We start from the raw sequence: 17748 nt of genomic DNA, 5'->3' as shown, positions 1-17748 counted from the left end.
CCTTAAAAATAATAAAAAAAGCCGTTATAGATTCACGGCGCTTAAGACACAAATATCTATGATTTGTTTAATTAATATGACTACTTTCTCAGGCGGTGATTTTTTGTCCACGCTCGATGATCACGCCAACGTTAGCCGCGCGGGCCACCGCGCCGGGCTTGCTGACCTTGATCCGCACCCACGGCGAGTTAAAGCGGGTCAGCAGCAGCTGCGCCACCTCTTCCGCCACGCGCTCCACCAGCGCAAATTTTCCGCCCTCAATGTGCGCCACCACCGCGTCGCTGATGTCGGCGTAGCTGAGGCAGTCCTCCACCGCGTCGCTGGCGGCGGCGCGGCGGTTGTCCCAGGCCATTTCGATATCGAGCACCAGCTTCTGCTCAATGGTTTGTTCCCAGTCGTAAACACCGATGGTGGTGATTACGGAAAGCTGTTCCAAAAATACAATGTCCATCACGCCCCGCCTGCTTTTTGCCCTGGCCGGATACCACTTCCGGCAAAATATGCGTATTATCCACAGATGATGAGAATACCGATACATTTTCTAAACGGAACAGGATTATGAGTGTAATCGCGCCTGGAATGGCCATCCTCGCCTACCTTTGCGGCTCTGTCTCCAGCGCGATTCTGGTCTGTCGCCTTGCCGGATTGCCCGATCCTCGCCTGAACGGCTCCGGCAACCCCGGTGCCACCAACGTGCTGCGCCTCGGCGGCAAGGGCGCGGCGGTGGCGGTTCTGGTTTTCGATATCCTCAAAGGCATGCTGCCCACCTGGGGCGCCTGGGGCCTTGGCCTCACGCCATTCTGGATCGGGATGGTGGCGCTGGCCGCCTGCCTGGGCCATATCTGGCCGGTCTTCTTTGGCTTTCGCGGCGGCAAGGGCGTCGCCACCGCCTTCGGCGCTATCGCCCCTATCGGCTGGGATTTAACCGGCGTAATGGCGGGCACCTGGCTGCTGACGGTTTTGCTCGGCGGCTACTCTTCCCTCGGGGCGATCGTCAGCGCGCTGGTGGCACCGTTCTACGTCTGGTGGTTCAAACCCCAGTTCACCTTTCCGGTCTCCATGCTCTCGTGCCTGATCCTGCTGCGCCATCACGACAATATTCAGCGCCTGTGGCGGCGGCAGGAGCCGAAAATCTGGACGCGCCTCGGCCGCGGTAAAGCGAAGCAGGACGCTGATAAAGACCCGGAGTAGCTCAGCCTCCGGGCCACTTATTCCATTTCGCAATAAACCATAACCAACCCGCCTTTTAGACGTCTATATGTCTGTGCGATGCTCAGCGCATACATTTCTTAGCGAAGCACAACGCCATGACAGACGTTTTAACAGCCTCTTCCCCCGCGCCCGCCGCGGAAAATACCGCCGGCGACGTTCACTGGATCCGCAGCGCCGCGGATGTCTCAACGCTGGTTAACCAGAGCGACCGCCCGCGCACCAACGCGCGCATCGTTATCGGCATCGCCCTGGGCGGCATTTTCCTCGACGCCTACGATTTAGGGGCGCTGGCTTTCGGGCTGAAGGACATTACCCGCCAGTTTAGTCTGTCCCCTGCCGGTACCGGCATGGTGGCGTCGGCCATTACCTTCGGAGCCATTATCGGCGCGCTGGTCGGCGGCTACCTGACGGATAAGATTGGCCGCTACCGGGTGTTTATGGCGGATATGATCTTTTTCGTGGTCGCGGCAGTAGCCTGCGCGCTGGCCCCCAATGAGTACGTCCTCGCCGGGGCGCGGTTTGTGATGGGGCTGGGGGTCGGTATCGATCTGCCGGTGGCGATGGCGTTTCTCAGCGAGTTTGCCCGGCTGAAAGGCCCCGGAAATAAAGCCGCCAGCGTCGCCATGTGGTGCCCCACCTGGTACGCCGCCATCAGTATTTCGTATCTGCTGGTGCTGCTGTTTTATACCGTGCTGCCCGCCACCCACAGCGACTGGCTGTGGCGGATTATTCTCGGCTTCGGCGCGGTGCCGGCGCTGGTGATTATTGCCATCCGCAGCCGCTATATGAGCGAATCGCCGGTGTGGGCGGCCAACCAGGGCAACCTGCAGGAGGCGGCGGCGATTTTGCGCAAGGCCTATAACATCAATGCCCGGGTAGCGGGAGATGCGCCTGCCGCCCGGCCCGCGGGACGCACTGCGGGATGGCGCAACTACGCCACCCTGTTTCGCGGACGCTACCTGCCGCGCACCGCGCTGGCGACGCTGCTGTCGGTGGTTTCCTCCTTTGCCTATAACGCCGTGGCGTTCGGCCTGCCGGTGATTATCGCCAGCTTCTTCGTGCAGTCGATGCTGACCACCATTCTTATCTCCCTGGCGCTGAACCTGCTGTTTGCCTTTACCGGCGGGCTGCTGGCGGTGCGGCTGGTGCCCCGGCTCGGGGCGTGGAAAATGTCGCTCGCCGGCTACGCCTGCCAGCTGATCGCCCTGGTGGTGCTGGCTATCGTCGGCCGCCCGGACGGCGCCGGCGAAGGTATTATTGCCGTGGCGATGCTGGCGCTGTTCCTGTTCGGTCAGGGTTTCGGACCAGGGGCGCACACCATGACCTTTGCCTCACTGAGCTATCCCACCTCCCTGCGCGGCACCGGCGTCGGCCTTAACCAGACGCTGATGCGCAGCAGCTCGACCCTGTCGCTGTTTCTGTTCCCGCTGCTGGTGGCGGCGTTCGATACCGGGGTGTTCTGGGTGATTGCCGCCGCGCCGCTGATTGGCCTGCTGTCGCTGTTGACGATCCGTTGGGAACCATCCGGCTATGATATTGACGCTGAGGATTACCCGGCATAGCCGGCGCCCGCGTCCAGATCATTTTCCTATGACGGACTGCCCCCGGTGCCGATCAATACTCATTTCATCTGTATTTACTGATTTTCAGAGGCACAACCGTGCAGGGTACTACATCCGCCAGGGGCGGCTGGCGAGCGTCGCTGGCGCTGCACTTTCGCAACGATCTCGGGCGTACGGTGCTGGCGCGCGCCGCGCACGTCGGGCCTTTGACCGTGCAGCGCCCGTTCTATCCGGAAGGGGGCACCTGCCATCTCTATCTGCTGCATCCGCCCGGCGGTATCGTCGGCGGCGACGAGCTGGACATTACGGTGATGCTCGATCCGGGCAGCCATGCGCTGATCACCATGCCCGGCGCCAGCAAATTTTACCGCAGCGCCGGGGCCGAAGCCCGGCTCAGCCAGCACATGACGGTGGGGGAAGATGCCGCGCTGGAGTGGCTGCCTCAGGACACCATTTTCTTTCCCGGCGCCCGCGCCCGGCAGACCACCGCTTTTCATTTATCCCGCGGCTCGCGCCTGCTGGCGTGGGAGCTGTTCTGCCTCGGGCGGCCGGTGAACGGCGAGGCCTTCAGCGAAGGCGAGCTGCACAGCCGACTGGAAGTGTGGCTGGAGGATAGCCCGCTGCTGGTTGAGCGCCTGCACCTGCGCGAGGGCGATTTGAGTCCGGTTGCCGAACAGCCGTGGGTCGGCACCCTGCTGTTCTATCCCGCTGATGAGCAGATGCTGGAGGCCGTCCGCGATGCTCTGCAGCCGCTGGAAAACTTCTCCGGCGCTACCTGCACCGATAACCTGATGACCGTCCGCTTTCTGGCCGACGATAACCTTATCTGCCAAAAAGCGATGCGCAACGTCTGGCAGCTGATGCGCCCGCTGCTGCTGAACAAATCCCCCGAACCGCCCCGTATCTGGCTGACCTGAGAGAAGCGTATGGAACTGACACCCAGAGAAAAAGACAAACTGCTGCTGTTTACCGCCGCGCTGGTGGCGGAGCGCCGCCTCGCCCGCGGGGTGAAGCTGAACTACCCCGAATCCGTCGCCCTGATCAGCGCCTTTCTGATGGAAGGCGCGCGGGACGGCAAAACGGTGGCCTCATTAATGGAAGAGGGCCGCCACGTGCTGACCCGGGACCAGGTGATGGAAGGCGTGCCGGAGATGATCCCCGACATCCAGGTTGAAGCCACGTTTCCGGACGGCACCAAGCTCGTGACCGTTCATAACCCGATACTCTGAGGAGAGGGCGATGATCCCAGGAGAATACCGGCTACAGCCGGGCGCTATCGAGATTAATGCCGGCCGGGAAACCCGTACGACGATCGTTGAAAACCACGGCGATCGCCCGATCCAGGTGGGATCCCACTACCATTTTTACGAAGTGAATCCGGCGCTGAAATTCGATCGCGAAGCGAGCCGCGGCTTTCGCCTCAACATTCCCGCCGGCACCGCGGTGCGTTTCGAGCCGGGGCAAAAGCGCGAGGTGGAGCTGGTGGCCGTGGCTGGCGATCGCCGGATCTTCGGCTTTCGCGGTGACGTAATGGGCGCGCTGGAGGATAAAGCATGAGCACACTTTCGCGGCAGGCCTATGCGGACATGTTTGGCCCCACCACCGGCGACAAGGTGCGGCTGGCGGATACCGAGCTGTGGATCGAGGTCGAAGACGATCTGACCACCTACGGGGAAGAGGTGAAATTCGGCGGCGGGAAGGTTATCCGCGACGGCATGGGCCAGGGGCAGATGCTCGCGGACGACTGCGTGGATCTGGTGCTGACCAACGCGCTGATCGTCGATCACTGGGGGATCGTGAAGGCGGATATCGGCGTCAAAGACGGCAGGATCTTCGCCATCGGCAAGGCGGGCAACCCCGATATTCAGCCAGACATCACCATTCCCATCGGTGCGGCGACGGAAGTGATCGCTGGCGAAGGGCGGATCGTGACCGCCGGCGGGATCGACACCCACATTCACTGGATCTCACCGCAGCAGGCCGAAGAGGCGCTGGTGTCCGGCGTCACCACGATGGTGGGCGGCGGCACCGGCCCGGCGGCGGGCACGAACGCCACTACCTGCACGCCGGGCCCGTGGTATATCGGGCGCATGCTGCAGGCTATCGACAGCCTTCCGGTCAATATCGGCCTGCTGGGCAAGGGCAACAGCGCCAACCCCGAAGCGCTGCGCGAGCAGGTGCGGGCCGGGGTTATCGGCCTGAAAATTCACGAAGACTGGGGCGCAACCCCCGCCACCATCGACTGCGCCCTGACGGTGGCCGACGAGATGGACATTCAGGTGGCGCTGCACAGCGATACCCTGAACGAATCCGGCTTTGTGGAGGATACTCTGGCGGCCATCGGCGACCGGACTATCCACACCTTCCACACCGAAGGCGCCGGCGGCGGCCACGCGCCGGACATTATAACCGCCTGCGCGCATCCCAACATTTTGCCCTCCTCTACCAACCCGACCCTGCCCTACACGGTGAATACCGTGGACGAGCACCTCGACATGCTGATGGTCTGCCACCACCTGTCGCCTGACATCGCCGAGGACGTGGCCTTCGCCGAATCGCGCATTCGCCGGGAAACGATCGCCGCCGAAGACGTGCTGCACGACATGGGCGCGTTCTCGCTGACCTCATCGGATTCCCAGGCGATGGGCCGGGTTGGCGAAGTTATCCTCCGCACCTGGCAGGTGGCGCACCGGATGAAAGTCCAGCGCGGGCCGCTGGCGGAAGAGACCGGCGATAACGACAACTTCCGCGTGAAGCGCTTCGTCGCCAAGTACACCATTAATCCGGCGCTGACCCACGGCATCGCCCACGAAGTCGGCTCGATTGAACCGGGCAAGCTGGCGGATCTGGTGCTGTGGTATCCGGCCTTTTTCGGCGTGAAGCCAGCCTGCGTACTGAAGGGCGGGATGATCGCCACCGCGCCGATGGGCGATATCAACGGCTCTATTCCCACGCCGCAGCCGGTGCACTACCGGCCGATGTTCGCCACGCTCGGCAGCGCGCGGCATCAGTCGCGGCTGACCTTTCTGCCCCAGGCGGCGCTGGACGGCGGCGTGGCACAAAAGCTGGGACTCAAAAGCCAGATTGCGGTAGTGAAAGGCTGCCGCACGGTGAAGAAGCGCGACATGATCCACAACGATTATCAGCCGGATATTACCGTCGACGCCCAGACTTACGAGGTGCGGGTAGACGGCACGCCGATCGTCAGCGAGCCGGCAGAGGTTCTGCCGATGGCCCAGCGCTATTTTCTGTTTTAAGGAGCAACGATGCTGTATCTGACTCAACGTCTTGACCACGCCCACCGGCTCACCGCCAGCGTCACGCTGCCCATCGACGTGCGGGTAAAAAGCCGGGCCAAAGTCACCCTTAGCGACGGGCGCGAAGCCGGGCTGATGCTGCCCCGCGGCCTGCTGCTGCGCGGCGGCGATATTCTCAGCAACGACGACGGCAGCGAGTGCGTGGAAGTGATTGCCGCCGACGAGGCGGTGTCCGTGGTGCGCTGCGACGATCCGTTCCAGCTGGCAAAAGCCTGCTATCACTTGGGCAACCGCCACGTGCCGCTGCAGATCATGCCCGGCGAGCTGCGCTATCACCACGATCACGTGCTGGACGAGATGCTGCGCCTGCTCGGACTGGCGGTGGATTATGCCGATCTGCCCTTCGAGCCGGAGGCCGGTGCCTATACCAGCGAGGCGCAGGGTCACCACCACCATCATCATCACGATCACTAGCGATGGAGAGCACGCGCCAACAGCTGCGCCTGATGCAGCTCGCCAGCAGCAACCTGCCGGTGGGCGGCTACAGCTGGTCGCAGGGCCTGGAGTGGGCGGTAGAAGCGGGCTGGGTGAATACCGCTGACGCCTTCGCCCGCTGGCAGCGTCAGCAGATGGAGATGAGCTTTTTCCACGTCGATTTGCCGCTGTTTGCCCGGCTATACCGCGCCTGCGAACAGGACGACGAGGCGGCCGCCCGCCGCTGGACAGCAATGCTGCTGGCCTGCCGGGAGACCAAAGAGCTGCGCGACGAAGAGCGCAACCGCGGCGCGGCTTTTACCCGGCTGCTCGCCGACTGGTGTCCGGACGCCGCCCCCGAGTGGCGCGCGCTATTTCGCCAGAGCCAGCTGTGCGGCATGGCGTGGCTCGGCGTGCGCTGGCAGCTTCCGCTCCGGGCGCTGGCGCTGGTGCTGGGCTACAGCTGGATCGAAAGCGCGGTCATGGCGGGCGTCAAGCTGGTGCCCTTTGGCCAGCAGGCGGCGCAGCAGCTGATTATTACTTTGAGCAACCATTACGCCGACTGCGTCGATCGCGGGCTTGACTGCCCGGACGACGACATCGGCTCGGCGACGCCGCTGTCGGCTATCGCCTCGGCACGTCACGAAACGCAATATTCCCGACTGTTCCGTTCCTGAGGAGAAGGTATGGCAAATTACAAACATCCCCTGCGCGTTGGCGTGGGCGGCCCGGTGGGCTCCGGTAAAACGGCCCTGCTGGAAGCGCTGTGCAAGGCAATGCGCGACAGCTACCAGCTGGCGGTGGTCACCAACGACATCTACACCAAAGAGGATCAGCGCATCCTGACCGAAGCCGGAGCGCTGGCGCCGGAGCGTATCGTCGGCGTTGAAACCGGCGGCTGCCCGCACACCGCCATTCGCGAGGATGCCTCTATGAACCTGGCGGCAGTGGAAGCCCTCAGCGAAAAATTCGGCAACCTCGATCTGATTTTCGTCGAGAGCGGCGGCGATAACCTGAGCGCCACCTTCAGCCCGGAGCTGGCGGACTTAACGATTTACGTTATCGACGTGGCGGAAGGGGAAAAGATCCCCCGCAAGGGCGGGCCGGGGATCACCAAATCCGATTTCCTGGTGATCAACAAGACCGATCTGGCCCCGTACGTTGGCGCGTCGCTGGAAGTGATGGAGCGCGATACCAACCGCATGCGCGGCGACAAACCGTGGACCTTCAGCAATCTCAAGGCGGGCGACGGGCTGCAGACGATTATTGCGTTTCTGGAAGATAAGGGAATGCTGAAGGTGTAGCGGGGAAATACCGGGCGCGGATCGGGTGATATGTCGATAAAAACCGATTTTTTAAACATATCGCCAGAACATGTTTACCGCATCGACACGTTTTGAGGACGTGTCGATAAAATGCGATTTTTTAAACATATCGCCAGAATATGTTTACCGCATCGACATATTTTGAGGACGTGTCGATAAAATGCGATTTTTTAAACATGTCGAGGTGACATGTTTACGCTATCGACCTATTATCGGGATATGTCGATAAAAACGGTTTTTTTAAACATATGACCTGGCACCCCCATATTCCCTACAATACTTTGCCGCTGCTGCCGCCCGATCTTGAGCACGTGGAGACTCGCGCCGTGCTGAAAGCATGCATCAGCGCCCGGGCGGCGCTGGCAGAGTTAAAAACGGCTGGAGAACTGCTACCCGATCAGGGATTGCTGATCAATATCCTGCCAATGCTGGAAGCGAAGGACTCCTCGCGCATTGAGAATATTGTCACCACAAGCGATCGGCTATTTCAGTACGCCGATCGCGAGGAGGGTGCCGATCCGGCGACCAAAGAGGCGCTGCGCTACCGGACAGCGCTATACGATAGCTATCGCCATCTTGAAAACTATCCTCTCTGTACAGGTACAGCGATCCTCATCTGCACTACCCTGCGCGAAGTGCAGACTGATATCCGCAAAATGCCGGGCACTGTCCTGCGCGACCGTAACAATGAAATTGTTTACTCCCCTCCTGAAGGTGAGGAAGCGATCCGCGACCTGCTGACAAACTGGGAGCAGTTCATTCACGGTGAGGACGACATCGATCCACTGATTAAAATGGCGATTGCCCACTACCAGTTTGAATGCATCCATCCTTTTCACGACGGCAACGGCCGTACCGGGCGCATTCTCAATATCCTGTACCTGATTCAGGCTGAACTGCTCTCCCTGCCAATCCTTTATCTCTCGCGCTTTATTCTTGAACGACGGGATGATTACTACACGCTTTTGCGCAATGTAACCGCAGAGGGAGACTGGCAGTCGTGGATTCTCTTCATGCTGGAAGCCGTGGAAAATACCGCCCGCTGGACAACGGAAAAAATTGCGGTTATCCGGGCGTTAATCAGCGAAACAGCGGCATACGTCCGCGAAAAGCTGCCGAAAATCTACAGCTACGAGCTTATTCAGGCCCTCTTTGCCCAGCCCTACTGCCGGATCGACAACCTTGTTGAACGCGGCATTGCCAGACGGCAGACGGCGTCAGCCTACCTTAAGCAACTGGTGGAGATTGGCGTGCTGGAAGAGATGAGTGCAGGACGGGAGAGGCTGTATCTCAATACTCAACTCCTGCAGGAGCTGAACGGATAACCCCGGCTAGCGCAGAGCCGCCGGGGGATCCGCGGTTCAGGCCGCAGGCAGCTCCGCCAGCGGCCAGCGCGGGCGGACGGTAACGCCGAGATCGGCGCGGGCGCCCGCTTTCAGGCGCACCATGCCCGCGTAGGCAATCATCGCGCCGTTATCGGTGCAGAACTCCGGCCGGGCGTAGAACACCTCTCCACCGCGCTTGTGCATCATCTCAGCCAGCTTCGCGCGCAGGGTGCGGTTGGCGCTGACGCCGCCGGCCATCACCAGCCGTTTAAAGCCGGTCTGATCCAGCGCGCGACGGCACTTAATCATTAATGTATCCACCACCGCATCTTCAAACGCGCGGGCGATGTCGGCGCGGGTCTGGTCGTCGGTGCCGTTGTCGCGAATGGTGTTGGCGGCGAACGTTTTCAGCCCGGAGAAGCTAAAGTCGAGCCCCGGACGGTCGGTCATCGGGCGCGGGAACACGAAGCGCTTTTCAACGCCCTGCGCGGCCATTTTCGACAGCAGCGGGCCACCGGGATAGTCGAGCCCCAGCAGCTTGGCGGTTTTATCAAAGGCTTCCCCGGCAGCGTCATCAATGGACTCGCCGAGCAGAGCGTATTCGCCGATGCCGGTGACGCTAATCAGCTGGGTATGACCGCCGGAAACCAGCAGCGCCACGAAGGGATATTCGGGCGGATTATCTTCAAGCATCGGCGCCAGAAGGTGGCCTTCCATATGGTGTACCGGGATAGCAGGACGATCCCAGGCAAAGGCCAGCGAGCGACCAACGGTCGCGCCGACCAGCAGCGCGCCTACCAGGCCAGGCCCGGCGGTATAGGCGACCGCGTCGATGTCGTTCGGGGTCAGGTTTGCCTCTTTCATGGCGGCCTGAATAAGCGGCACGGTTTTACGCACGTGGTCGCGGGAAGCCAGCTCCGGCACTACGCCGCCGTAGTCGGCGTGCAGTTTCACCTGACTATACAATTGGTTGGCTAACAGCCCTTTTTCATCGTCATAAATAGCGATGCCGGTTTCATCGCAGGATGTTTCGATTCCCAGTACGCGCATGGTTCTTTTTACCTCGTTTCAATACCGCGCAGTGTAGGGCGAATGCCGGTGGATGTATACCCTGCGCGGGCACTTAGTGTATACTCTGCCCCCTTACAAAAGTCCCGTTCAAAAACGGCATTGGTGCTTTACAAAGCAGCAGCAGTTGCAGTAAAATTCCGCACCATTTTGAAATAAGCTGGCGTCGATGCCAGCGGCAAACCGAATTTATTAAGGTGAGAGTTACATGCCGGTAATTAAAGTACGTGAAAACGAGCCGTTCGACGTAGCACTGCGTCGCTTCAAGCGTTCCTGCGAAAAAGCGGGTGTTCTGGCTGAAGTTCGTCGTCGTGAGTTCTATGAAAAACCGACTACCGAACGCAAGCGCGCTAAAGCTTCTGCCGTGAAACGTCACGCGAAGAAACTGGCTCGCGAAAACGCACGCCGCACTCGTCTGTACTAATGTATTGAGCGCGATGTCGCTCAATTCAGAACGAGTTCTAGCTGTAAAGGCCGTGCTTCCGGAAGGAAAGCGCGGCTTATTTTCGTTGGTTCCCTGAGCAATTCAGCGCGTTTACTGAACAGCGACAGGGCAATGTATTGGTAACATTGCGGGGCCTATGGCTGGACGAATTCCACGTGTCTTTATCAATGACCTGCTGGCAAGAACCGACATCGTCGATTTGATCGATGCGCGCGTGAAGCTCAAAAAGCAGGGCAAGAATTATCACGCGTGTTGTCCCTTCCATAACGAAAAAACGCCCTCCTTCACCGTAAACGGTGAAAAGCAGTTTTATCACTGTTTCGGCTGTGGTGCACACGGCAACGCTATCGACTTTTTGATGAACTACGACAAGCTCGAGTTCGTGGAAACCGTCGAAGAATTGGCGGCGATGCACAATCTCGACGTGCCGTACGAAGCAGGCTCCGGTCCCACGCAGATAGAGCGCCACCAGCGGCAGAATCTCTACCAGCTTCTTGATGGCCTGAGCACGTTTTATCAGCAATCCCTGAATCAGCCCGTTGCCGAACCCGCGCGCCAGTATTTAGCGCAGCGCGGCTTAAGTAGCGAGGTGATCAGCCGCTTTGCTATTGGCTACGCCCCGCCTGGCTGGGACAACGCGCTCAAGCGCTTTGGCGCCAACCGTGAGAACCAGCAGTCGCTGACTGACGCGGGCATGCTGGTGACCAATGACAAAGGGCGCAGCTACGACCGCTTCCGCGAGCGGGTCATGTTTCCGATCCGCGATAAGCGGGGCCGGGTTATAGGTTTTGGCGGGCGCGTGCTGGGCGACGGCGTGCCGAAATACCTCAACTCCCCGGAAACCGATATTTTCCACAAAGGCCGCCAGTTGTATGGCCTTTATGAAGCCCAGCAGGATAACGCGGAACCGCAGCGTCTGCTGGTGGTTGAAGGCTATATGGATGTCGTTGCGCTGGCGCAGTACGACATTAATTATGCCGTTGCGTCGCTGGGGACATCCACGACAGCCGATCATATTCAGCTGCTGTTTCGGGTGACCAACACCGTGGTCTGCTGCTACGACGGCGACCGGGCCGGACGCGATGCCGCGTGGCGCGCGCTGGAAACGGCGCTGCCGTACATGACCGACGGGCGTCAGCTACGCTTTATGTTTCTGCCCGACGGCGAAGATCCCGATACGCTGGTGCGTAAAGAGGGCAAAGCGGCGTTTGAAGCGCGGATGGAGCAGGCACAGCCGCTCTCCACGTTTTTATTTAACAGCCTGCTGCCGAAGGTGGATTTGAGTTCCCCGGACGGCCGCGCCCAGCTCAGCACGCTGGCGCTGCCGCTGATAGGCCAGGTGCCGGGCGAGACGCTGCGCATTTATTTGCGCCAGGAACTGGGTAACAAGCTCGGCATTCTCGACGATGCCCAGCTGGAGCGCCTGATGCCAAAACAGGCAGAAAGTGGCGTTCCCCGCCCGGCTCCCCAGCTAAAACGCACAACCATGCGTATACTGATAGGGTTGCTGGTGCAAAATCCGGCGCTGGCCGCACAGGTGCCGCCGCTTGCGGGATTAGATCCTAAAAAGCTCCCGGGACTGGCATTATTTGCAGAACTGGTCAATACCTGTATATCGCAGCCTGGACTGACCACCGGCCAGCTGCTTGAGCAGTATCGCGGCACGGATAAGGCCGCAACCCTTGAAAAACTGTCCATGTGGGACGATATAGCTGATAAGGATATTGCTGAACAAACCTTCACCGACTCGCTGGATCATATGTTCGATTCGCTGCTGGAGTTAAGGTTTGCAGAATTAATAGCGCGTTCCCGTACTCAGGGGCTGACCCCGGCGGAGCGTGAAGAAGTTCGCGTGATCACCGAGTCACGCGCCAAAAAATAGCATTCAACGGCTTAAGTGCCGATTAAAACTCGGGTAGAACCCGACAGCCGCACTGAGGCGCAGCGGCAAATATACAAACAAGCCCTCGCTTTTAAAGTCGGTTGTTCTGTTCGCCGACCGACACCAATCAATGAATTAAGTGTGGATACCGTCTTATGGAGCAAAACCCGCAGTCACAGCTGAAGCTTCTTGTTACCCGTGGTAAGGAGCAAGGCTATCTGACCTATGCTGAGGTCAATGACCATCTGCCGGAAGATATCGTCGACTCCGATCAGATCGAAGACATCATCCAGATGATCAACGACATGGGCATTCAGGTGATGGAAGAGGCGCCCGACGCCGATGACCTGCTGCTTGCTGAAAACTCCAACAATACCGACGAAGATGCTGAAGAAGCAGCCGCCCAGGTATTGTCCAGTGTTGAATCTGAAATCGGACGCACAACCGACCCGGTGCGCATGTACATGCGTGAAATGGGCACCGTTGAGCTGCTGACTCGCGAAGGCGAAATTGACATCGCCAAGCGCATCGAAGACGGCATCAACCAGGTTCAGTGCTCCGTGGCCGAATACCCGGAAGCGATCACCTATCTGCTGGAGCAGTACGATCGCGTTGAAGCTGGCGACGCCCGCCTTTCCGACCTTATCACCGGCTTTGTCGATCCGAATGCCGAAGCGGACATGGCGCCGACCGCCACTCACGTTGGCTCCGAGCTCTCTCAGGAAGAGCTGGACAACGATGAAGAGGAAGAAGAGGACGACGACGACTCCAGCGATGATGACAACAGCATCGATCCGGAGCTGGCCCGCGAGAAGTTCGGCGATCTGCGCACCCAGCACGAGCTGGCGCGCGATACTATCAAGGCTAAAGGCCGCAGCCACGCCGCGTCGCAGGAAGAGATCCAGAAGCTGTCCGACGTGTTCAAGCAGTTCCGCCTGGTGCCGAAGCAGTTCGACTACCTGGTGAACAGCATGCGCGTGATGATGGATCGCGTTCGTACCCAGGAACGCATCATCATGAAGCTGTGCGTCGAGCAGTGCAAAATGCCGAAGAAAAACTTCATCACTCTGTTCACCGGCAATGAAACCAGCGAAACCTGGTTCAACGCCGCCGTGGCGATGAACAAGCCGTGGTCTGAAAAACTGAACGACGTGAAAGAAGACGTTCTGCGCGGCCTGCAGAAACTGCAGCAGATTGAAGAAGAGACCGGCCTGACCATCGAGCAGGTTAAAGACATCAACCGCCGCATGTCCATCGGTGAAGCGAAAGCCCGCCGCGCGAAGAAAGAGATGGTTGAGGCAAACCTGCGTCTGGTTATTTCTATCGCCAAGAAATACACCAACCGCGGCCTGCAGTTCCTTGACCTGATTCAGGAAGGCAACATTGGCCTGATGAAGGCGGTTGATAAGTTTGAATACCGCCGCGGCTACAAGTTCTCCACCTACGCAACCTGGTGGATCCGTCAGGCCATTACCCGCTCCATCGCGGATCAGGCGCGCACCATTCGTATTCCGGTGCACATGATTGAGACCATCAACAAGCTCAATCGTATCTCCCGCCAGATGCTGCAGGAGATGGGCCGCGAGCCGACGCCGGAAGAGCTGGCCGAGCGCATGCTGATGCCGGAAGACAAAATCCGCAAAGTGCTGAAAATTGCTAAAGAGCCGATCTCCATGGAAACGCCGATTGGCGACGATGAAGATTCGCATCTGGGTGATTTCATCGAGGATACCACCCTCGAGCTGCCGCTGGACTCTGCCACTACCGAGAGCCTGCGCGCCGCCACTCACGACGTGCTGGCCGGCCTGACCGCCCGCGAAGCGAAAGTCCTGCGTATGCGCTTCGGTATCGACATGAATACCGACCACACGCTGGAAGAAGTCGGCAAGCAGTTTGACGTTACCCGCGAGCGTATCCGTCAGATTGAAGCGAAAGCACTGCGCAAACTGCGCCATCCGAGCCGCTCGGAAGTGCTGCGCAGCTTCCTCGACGATTAATCTGCCGCATCATGAAAAAGCTCCCGTTCGGGAGCTTTTTTTTGCCTGTTTTACAGCCCCCGCGCCGCCAGCGCCTCGTCCAGCTCGCGGTAGGCCTCTACCAGCTTCTCAAGCGTCGCCCGGTTCAGGCCGCTAGGGTTCGGCAGCACCCACACCTGGGTCGCGCCGATGGTTTGCGCCTGCCTGCCCCACTTCGCCCCGCGCTGGCTGAACGCCTGCTCGTACGCCTGCTTGCCAAGTACCGCCAGCGCGGCGGGCTGATAGTCCTCTATCTTATGGATCAGCTCCCGCCCGCCGCTGCGCAGCTCCTGCAGGTTCACCTCGCTGGCCTGCACCGTCGGGCGCTCTACCAGCATGGTGATGCCGCAGCGGGTATCGAGCAGGTGCTGCTCTTCCTCGGGGCGCAGCTGCCGGTCGGTAAATCCAGCCTGATGAATCACCTTCCAGAAGCGGTTGCCGGGATGGGCAAAGTGAAAGCCGGTGTGCGCCGAGGACTTGCCCGGGTTGATGCCGCAGAACACCACCCGCAGGCCCGGTGCCAGAATATCGTTGATCATCGCATTTCCTGTCTCGCTGAATACCTGACAGAGTATAGACCCGTCGATTAAGGTATAAAGGATTGAAATTGCGTTGTTTATAAAAACAGCAACTATGCGCGGCGGGCTGGATTGAGGCGCAGAGTTACTTTATAATCCCCCACCTCAGGCCCCTTAGCTCAGTGGTTAGAGCAGGCGACTCATAATCGCTTGGTCGTTGGTTCAAACCCAACAGGGGCCACCAAATTTTATTCAATATCAAAAGGTTAAGCCACTTCAATGAAGTGGCTTTTTCTTTTTGGGGTCGGGTGTGGGCAGTAAAGTGGCAGTATTAGTAGGTTCGTTAGTCATGCTGCAATTAATGCATTTTCCGTTACTGGCAGGATGGGAATAGCCGGAGGATGGCGGCATAATGCTCCAGGCAGGCTCAGAATAACGTCTGAGTGCAAAGATGGGGTATCTCAATGAAGCGTCCGTTATCCTGGTTACTGCAATCCTACATATACCTGCTACCTCTGGTGCTTATCCTGGCAGGTGTGTACATTTTCGCCCGCTTCACACCCGATTATTTTGGTGCGCTGAGTATTATCTGGATCGTCATCGTCGTCTTTTGCTATGTAAAATATAATCGCTGGTATTAAAGCAATCCTCTTAGCAGCCGTTATGTACCCTGTGCCACCTTTATAAAGACTCCTTTCATGCCCGGTTTACAGATTCCCTGGGCTTAATTTTTCAGCACATCCATTAACAACGAAATAAAATAGGCAAGAATAATAAAACCAACAAATCCAGCTAGCTTCATCCAGCCATCAAGAATATACAAACTACCAAAAGATGCAAAAGCGCACATACAAGTTGATAACCCCTGCATTATATCAGCAAATAGAACCCTGATGATTTTAAAAAACTTAGCCAGAGAGATGGTTGCAAATTTCATTCTCAATTCCTTTGCACTGCATCGGGTGGCTATTGAAGTATATTAAATATGGCTCTAGTTCATCCTCTGCAAGAAAATAGATCATATCTAAATTCATAGTGGATACCTTATAGTAGGTTTGCGGATACTGTAACCTCATTCGCCGTGATGCCCTTGCCGATTCTTCAATCAGTCCTTGTATCATTAAAATGTTGAGAGTAAAAGCAGTGCCTAACCGTACCAATTGTTGCACTCTCCTTTTCATACGTACACGCTGAACGATAATCTCTGTAATACGCTGAACTATAAAGGTCTGAGCGCCTAAACGGCTTCCCAGCTTTGCATTAGCATAGTCCTGCTTGCCTGCGATAGCCTGCTTGCCTTGCTGATCCAGCCTTGCATAAAAATCTGTGATAACAATAGTAACCAGCTGTCTGAGAGGAGACTCACTTCGGGTCATACTTTTTAATACATGAAAAAAACGTTCGTTCTCCATCTCATTTCGTATTTTATTACGACGATCGATAACACCTGACCCATCCCACGTTCTCATTATTGAGAGATAAAGCCCCTCCGGAATTGAACTCAGGCCATCAATAATGCCTCTGGCTATCTGCTCTGCATTCATAAAATCCCTCTCATGAAATTCGTAAAGACCGAATCGTAAGCCAAAGAGAGTATGGACACTAGCTGCGACTGTTCTAATTCAGAATATCCATAGTTTTTAAATCACATTATCATTAATCATTACCATCCTTACATCATAATCTTCACGACATAGTGTCCATTTTAATAGTAGATATAATTACACGAATAAGTAACAAGTCTAATTAATATTTCGGTAAAACGCCCAATTCATTGTAAATGTGGAGATGTTGCACAATAAAATATCACTTCCGCCAAAAATAAGAACCACGACTCTGACAATAAAATACCCAAATATCCGGGCAACTGGCCACTTTTAATTAAACCTTATCCCTTCTCCCCGGCCTCCCTCTCCAGAAGCACCCGCTTGCGCTCCACGCCCCAGCGGTAGCCCGGCAGCGCGCCGTCGTTGCGCACTACCCGATGGCACGGGATCGCCACCGCCAGGATGTTGGCGGCGCATGTACCAGCAACGGCGGCAGAATTCAGTCATATCGTATTATGGTCTTCTTCAAAACTGCACCTGCTTTACGCGAGCGCATTCTCTTTCTTCAACGTTCGAATGACCGTATTAGTACTCACATTCAACACGCGCGCGGTTTTCCTGATCCCTGCGCCGCTGAGATACATCTCCATAATCTTTTCTTTTACACCCGGCTTGCGGGCTTCATAGACATAGGTGAGTTGAAATACGCGTAAACAGTCGCAGCAGCGAAATCTGTCCCGGTTGTTTGGATTATGGCCGTGGCGATAAACGTGGGCGGAATGACACTGCGGGCAATGAACGTTAACGTCAGCCATTTCTAAACCTCAAAAATTTATGCTCTTGATAAATTAACAATGTGAAGTTGTCGTTCAAAAAATAACAAATGAATGAATTAAAAAAACTTCGAACATGGTCATCTGAATAAAAATATTATTCAGATGACCATGTTCGAAGTTGACATAAGCGACAATTAAATAATATAAATCTATTCCACTACAGCAGATACATTTTAATACACGGGGTGACTTAAAAGGTTCATCATCTTTGTATTAACGTAGTGTTTATAACAGGGCTCTGCTCACGAGAGTTTATCAGCGGTTAGCTTTATATCTACTCAA

The 17748-nt window shown here is 57.3% G+C and carries 18 protein-coding genes, 1 tRNA gene and 2 pseudogenes; 14 read left to right on the top strand and 7 right to left on the bottom strand.

Annotated elements, in window-relative coordinates; genetic code table 11:
• Nucleotides 1-88: 88 nt before the first annotated feature.
• Nucleotides 89-451, bottom strand: a complete 363-nt coding sequence (folB, locus tag QZ766_RS18515) for a bifunctional dihydroneopterin aldolase/7,8-dihydroneopterin epimerase (RefSeq protein WP_297205714.1) — start codon at nt 449-451, stop codon at nt 89-91.
• A 107-nt stretch (nt 452-558) separates the two neighbouring features.
• On the opposite strand from folB, the gene plsY reads away from it, so the two are divergent.
• From plsY to fic, 10 genes are all read left to right on the top strand, one after another.
• Entirely contained in the window at nt 559-1191 is a 633-nt protein-coding gene (gene plsY, locus QZ766_RS18510; RefSeq protein ID WP_297205711.1) for a glycerol-3-phosphate 1-O-acyltransferase PlsY, read from the top strand.
• Nucleotides 1192-1307: 116 nt separating this feature from the next.
• Nucleotides 1308-2774, top strand: a complete 1467-nt coding sequence (locus tag QZ766_RS18505; RefSeq protein WP_297205709.1) for an MFS transporter — start codon at nt 1308-1310, stop codon at nt 2772-2774.
• A gap of 98 nt (nt 2775-2872) precedes the next feature.
• Nucleotides 2873-3691 carry an urease accessory protein UreD gene (locus tag QZ766_RS18500; protein WP_297205706.1) on the top strand — a complete coding sequence of 273 codons (819 nt, stop codon included), beginning with the start codon at nt 2873-2875 and terminating at the stop codon, nt 3689-3691.
• A gap of 9 nt (nt 3692-3700) precedes the next feature.
• On the top strand, nt 3701-4003 hold the full coding sequence (locus tag QZ766_RS18495; RefSeq protein WP_297205703.1) for an urease subunit gamma: 303 nt from the start codon (nt 3701-3703) through the stop codon (nt 4001-4003).
• A 10-nt stretch (nt 4004-4013) separates the two neighbouring features.
• Nucleotides 4014-4331, top strand: coding sequence for an urease subunit beta (locus QZ766_RS18490; RefSeq protein ID WP_297205701.1), 318 nt, complete (start codon nt 4014-4016; stop codon nt 4329-4331).
• Nucleotides 4328-6031 (top strand): urease subunit alpha, encoded by a 1704-nt coding sequence (gene ureC / locus QZ766_RS18485; protein WP_297205699.1) that lies wholly within the window; start codon nt 4328-4330, stop codon nt 6029-6031. Before QZ766_RS18490 ends, ureC begins: the two co-directional genes overlap by 4 nt.
• Before the next feature lie 9 nt (nt 6032-6040).
• Nucleotides 6041-6505, top strand: a complete 465-nt coding sequence (ureE, locus tag QZ766_RS18480) for an urease accessory protein UreE (RefSeq protein WP_297205696.1) — start codon at nt 6041-6043, stop codon at nt 6503-6505.
• Nucleotides 6506-6507: 2 nt separating this feature from the next.
• On the top strand, nt 6508-7182 hold the full coding sequence (locus tag QZ766_RS18475; RefSeq protein ID WP_297205693.1) for an urease accessory protein UreF: 675 nt from the start codon (nt 6508-6510) through the stop codon (nt 7180-7182).
• 9 nt (nt 7183-7191) lie between these two features.
• On the top strand, nt 7192-7809 hold the full coding sequence (ureG, locus tag QZ766_RS18470) for an urease accessory protein UreG (protein ID WP_297205689.1): 618 nt from the start codon (nt 7192-7194) through the stop codon (nt 7807-7809).
• Nucleotides 7810-8078: 269 nt separating this feature from the next.
• Complete coding sequence (gene fic / locus QZ766_RS18465) at nt 8079-9155, top strand: protein adenylyltransferase Fic (RefSeq protein ID WP_297205687.1); 1077 nt, start codon at nt 8079-8081, stop codon at nt 9153-9155.
• A gap of 36 nt (nt 9156-9191) precedes the next feature.
• On the opposite strand, the gene tsaD is transcribed toward fic, so the two are convergent.
• Entirely contained in the window at nt 9192-10205 is a 1014-nt protein-coding gene (gene tsaD / locus QZ766_RS18460) for a tRNA (adenosine(37)-N6)-threonylcarbamoyltransferase complex transferase subunit TsaD (RefSeq protein WP_297205685.1), read from the bottom strand.
• Nucleotides 10206-10431: 226 nt separating this feature from the next.
• Here tsaD and rpsU point away from each other — a divergent pair, with 226 nt between their 5' ends.
• The 3 genes from rpsU to rpoD all read left to right on the top strand — a co-directional run bounded on the left by rpsU (nt 10432) and on the right by rpoD (nt 14547).
• Nucleotides 10432-10647, top strand: a complete 216-nt coding sequence (gene rpsU, locus QZ766_RS18455; protein WP_001144069.1) for a 30S ribosomal protein S21 — start codon at nt 10432-10434, stop codon at nt 10645-10647.
• Nucleotides 10648-10804: 157 nt separating this feature from the next.
• Nucleotides 10805-12550 carry a DNA primase gene (gene dnaG, locus QZ766_RS18450; RefSeq protein ID WP_297205668.1) on the top strand — a complete coding sequence of 582 codons (1746 nt, stop codon included), beginning with the start codon at nt 10805-10807 and terminating at the stop codon, nt 12548-12550.
• A 155-nt stretch (nt 12551-12705) separates the two neighbouring features.
• The gene (gene rpoD / locus QZ766_RS18445) at nt 12706-14547 is read left to right on the top strand and encodes an RNA polymerase sigma factor RpoD (RefSeq protein WP_297205665.1); all 1842 of its coding nucleotides are present in this window, start codon (nt 12706-12708) and stop codon (nt 14545-14547) included.
• Nucleotides 14548-14597: 50 nt separating this feature from the next.
• Here the strand turns inward: rpoD and mug are convergent, their stop codons facing one another.
• Nucleotides 14598-15104, bottom strand: a complete 507-nt coding sequence (mug, locus tag QZ766_RS18440) for a G/U mismatch-specific DNA glycosylase (protein WP_297205663.1) — start codon at nt 15102-15104, stop codon at nt 14598-14600.
• Nucleotides 15105-15251: 147 nt separating this feature from the next.
• On the opposite strand from mug, the gene QZ766_RS18435 reads away from it, so the two are divergent.
• Nucleotides 15252-15327 (top strand) — tRNA-Ile (locus QZ766_RS18435).
• Nucleotides 15328-15807: 480 nt separating this feature from the next.
• Here QZ766_RS18435 and QZ766_RS18430 read toward each other — a convergent pair.
• The 4 genes and pseudogenes from QZ766_RS18430 to QZ766_RS18415 all read right to left on the bottom strand — a co-directional run.
• Nucleotides 15808-16020, bottom strand: coding sequence for a hypothetical protein (locus QZ766_RS18430; protein WP_297205661.1), 213 nt, complete (start codon nt 16018-16020; stop codon nt 15808-15810).
• The gene (locus tag QZ766_RS18425; RefSeq protein WP_297205659.1) at nt 15992-16627 is read right to left on the bottom strand and encodes a hypothetical protein; all 636 of its coding nucleotides are present in this window, start codon (nt 16625-16627) and stop codon (nt 15992-15994) included. Before QZ766_RS18425 ends, QZ766_RS18430 begins: the two co-directional genes overlap by 29 nt.
• Before the next feature lie 344 nt (nt 16628-16971).
• Nucleotides 16972-17127, bottom strand: a pseudogene (locus tag QZ766_RS18420) (methylated-DNA--[protein]-cysteine S-methyltransferase); the annotation flags it as partial.
• 63 nt (nt 17128-17190) lie between these two features.
• Nucleotides 17191-17445, bottom strand: a pseudogene (locus tag QZ766_RS18415) (IS1-like element transposase); the annotation flags it as partial.
• Nucleotides 17446-17748: the final 303 nt, after the last annotated feature.

This window comes from uncultured Pluralibacter sp., assembly GCF_913775985.1.
In the GTDB taxonomy this organism is placed as follows: domain Bacteria; phylum Pseudomonadota; class Gammaproteobacteria; order Enterobacterales; family Enterobacteriaceae; genus Pluralibacter.
Note: the sequence above shows the minus strand (reverse complement) of the source record. Positions and strands in the feature narration are given on the sequence as shown.

Coding starts and splice junctions, on each gene's coding strand:
- dnaG (WP_297205668.1), top strand. CDS start 10,805: ATGGCTGGACGAATTCCACGTGTCTTTATCAATGACCTGCTGGCAAGA.
- mug (WP_297205663.1), bottom strand. CDS start 15,104: ATGATCAACGATATTCTGGCACCGGGCCTGCGGGTGGTGTTCTGCGGC.
- ureE (WP_297205696.1), top strand. CDS start 6,041: ATGCTGTATCTGACTCAACGTCTTGACCACGCCCACCGGCTCACCGCC.
- rpoD (WP_297205665.1), top strand. CDS start 12,706: ATGGAGCAAAACCCGCAGTCACAGCTGAAGCTTCTTGTTACCCGTGGT.
- QZ766_RS18425 (WP_297205659.1), bottom strand. CDS start 16,627: ATGAATGCAGAGCAGATAGCCAGAGGCATTATTGATGGCCTGAGTTCA.
- QZ766_RS18495 (WP_297205703.1), top strand. CDS start 3,701: ATGGAACTGACACCCAGAGAAAAAGACAAACTGCTGCTGTTTACCGCC.
- QZ766_RS18430 (WP_297205661.1), bottom strand. CDS start 16,020: ATGAAATTTGCAACCATCTCTCTGGCTAAGTTTTTTAAAATCATCAGG.
- tsaD (WP_297205685.1), bottom strand. CDS start 10,205: ATGCGCGTACTGGGAATCGAAACATCCTGCGATGAAACCGGCATCGCT.
- folB (WP_297205714.1), bottom strand. CDS start 451: ATGGACATTGTATTTTTGGAACAGCTTTCCGTAATCACCACCATCGGT.
- rpsU (WP_001144069.1), top strand. CDS start 10,432: ATGCCGGTAATTAAAGTACGTGAAAACGAGCCGTTCGACGTAGCACTG.
- QZ766_RS18505 (WP_297205709.1), top strand. CDS start 1,308: ATGACAGACGTTTTAACAGCCTCTTCCCCCGCGCCCGCCGCGGAAAAT.
- ureG (WP_297205689.1), top strand. CDS start 7,192: ATGGCAAATTACAAACATCCCCTGCGCGTTGGCGTGGGCGGCCCGGTG.
- plsY (WP_297205711.1), top strand. CDS start 559: ATGAGTGTAATCGCGCCTGGAATGGCCATCCTCGCCTACCTTTGCGGC.
- QZ766_RS18490 (WP_297205701.1), top strand. CDS start 4,014: ATGATCCCAGGAGAATACCGGCTACAGCCGGGCGCTATCGAGATTAAT.
- ureC (WP_297205699.1), top strand. CDS start 4,328: ATGAGCACACTTTCGCGGCAGGCCTATGCGGACATGTTTGGCCCCACC.
- QZ766_RS18475 (WP_297205693.1), top strand. CDS start 6,508: ATGGAGAGCACGCGCCAACAGCTGCGCCTGATGCAGCTCGCCAGCAGC.
- fic (WP_297205687.1), top strand. CDS start 8,079: ATGACCTGGCACCCCCATATTCCCTACAATACTTTGCCGCTGCTGCCG.